The 2,257-nt window shown below is 38.7% G+C and carries 2 pseudogenes; one reads left to right on the top strand and one right to left on the bottom strand.

The window, feature by feature from the left end:
• The first annotated feature begins 111 nt into the window (after positions 1 to 111).
• Positions 112 to 1,636 (top strand): annotated as a pseudogene (locus BHE89_RS15145) (carbohydrate porin).
• A 176-nt stretch (positions 1,637 to 1,812) separates the two neighbouring features.
• Here the strand turns inward: BHE89_RS15145 and BHE89_RS25995 are convergent.
• Positions 1,813 to 2,257, bottom strand: a pseudogene (locus BHE89_RS25995) (RNA-guided endonuclease InsQ/TnpB family protein); the annotation flags it as partial.

The following is a 2,257-nucleotide window of genomic DNA, read 5'->3' as shown; positions in this document are numbered from 1 at the left end:
CGAATAAGAATAACAATACGCTCATCAGATAGAACAATCGAACAACTAAATTGATTGTTATGTATTTGCCGTACCTGTTAAACCAACATTTGCTAATTTAGGAATATTCGAATGAAAGTAAAAGCATTATCTGTTTTGATAAGTTTAATACTCACTACGCCATTATATGCAAACGCACAAACCGATATAAGTGCAATTGAAGCAAGGTTAAATGCTCTTGAACAACGTGCGGCTGCCGCTGAAGCGAGAGCTGCTGTCGCAGAACAAAAGGCAGCTCGCCTTGAGCAATTAATTAATTCCAACAGCCTACCTCAAGAAAAGAAAACAACGGATCATGTTACAGGCATCAACATGGAGCAGCGCGTTGCTATATTAGAAAAACAATCTGATGAAGCTCAAGCAAAAGCCAATATTGCACAAACTCAACTTAATGAGATCCAACAAAAACAATCGGCTCAACTTACGAATACGAAAAATAAAGAAGGTGAAGGTTTTTTTTCTACCAATACAAATTGGGGTGATCTCAAACTGTATGGTGACGTTGAATATAATATCGATGCTGCAAGTAAGAAAGGGCAACTAACATCGATGAGAATGATACCTGGCCATCAAAAAGACTTTAATGATAATGAAAGATGGTCACTTAACGGGCGTATTTTGATTGGTGTGGATGGTGAACGAGAATTAAAAAACGGCAATTATGCGGGGTTTCGCGCTCAGCCCATGGCTGACATGACAGGTAAAATGAATTTAGATGATGCTGTTTTCTATTTTGGGCAGCGTGATAAATGGCAATATAAAATTGGTCGTTATGAAGCTTACGACATGTTCCCTCTAAATCAAGATACTTTTGTTGAGTATTCAGGTAATACAGCAAATGATTTATATGGTGATGGATTTGGCTATATTTATATGATGAAAGAAGGGCGAGGTCGTAGTAGTGATGGTGGTAGTATGATGGTTAACACATACTATAACGATTGGTATTTTGAACTAAATACTTTAATTGAAGATGGAACGTCCGTTTTTAAAGACCAAGAGTACCACGGGCGTAAACTTGATAATCGCAAAAATGTTATTTATATGCGTCCTGTTATTGCATGGCAGAAAGACAATTTAACTATTGCAGGAGCAATAGATGCGAACGTGATAAGTAAAGCCTATGGTTATGATGACGAAAATGGAAAATTTCAAGATCAATCACGACGTACGGGTTATGGCTTAACAGTAAAATGGGATACATTAACGGATGATCCTATTAACGGTATTGTTGCAAATTTAAGTGCGGCTTATCTCGACGCTAAAGATGAAAATGATTTTTCTATTGGTAGTAATGTGTTATGGCGCAAATTCCAACTTGGTTACATTTATGCTCATAATGATATCAAAGCTTATTATCAAAAAAAGTGGAAACAGTAGCAATCAAAATGACACCTACTTAACGCTCAATCCTGGTAAGTACAACATCAACACTGTATTTGCGTCTTATGAACTACCCAATATTTTAGATATGGATAATTTTAAAACCTATTTAGGTGCTTATTATTCACGAATAGATGGTAAAGACGATATTAATGTACATAACAGTGATAAAGATCGTTACGGTGCCCGTATTCGCTTTAAATATCTATTTTAACTTTACTTTTAGTACTTCTTGTTAGCTATATAAAGACTTCAAGATCCAGCGTGTCACTGGTTTTGAGGTCTTTATATTTTTATATAGTTTGCCTATCTACTAGAATATCAGAGGCCAGATAAGAGAAAAGCCTCAAGTGACTGCTCCCCACCGTAAACGGCGAGGCTTCCCACTTCTCAGACCGCAACCCTCTGTACGACGGATTTACGCGGGTCTCCATGGGCTGAAACGACGAGTCCCGCCGCGTGTAATTCCAATATGCCCTTGTGTCGGATATTGATTGCCGCATTGATATCTCGGTCATGTTCAACTCCACATTCAGGGCATTGCCAGATACGCTTATGTAGTGGCATTTCTGACATTTTTATGACCGCAGCAATGACAGGTTTTCGAACTGGCAAACCATTGCTCCAGTTTTACCAGATGGACGCCTTTTTTCTGCGGCTTTATATTCCAGCTTTGTGATAAAACCATGCCAGCCTGCATCACCGATAGCGCGAGCCAGACAGTGGTTTTTCATCATATTCGCCGATTTCAGTGTCTCTACAATTATCGCTTGGTTTTCGTCAACAATTGCACGAGAGAGTTTGTGTTGAAAATCAGCACGGGCATTGGCTACCC

The sequence above is a fragment of the Shigella sp. FC1967 genome (assembly GCF_001743005.1).
Lineage (GTDB): Bacteria > Pseudomonadota > Gammaproteobacteria > Enterobacterales > Enterobacteriaceae > Proteus.
Note: the sequence above shows the minus strand (reverse complement) of the source record. Positions and strands in the feature narration are given on the sequence as shown.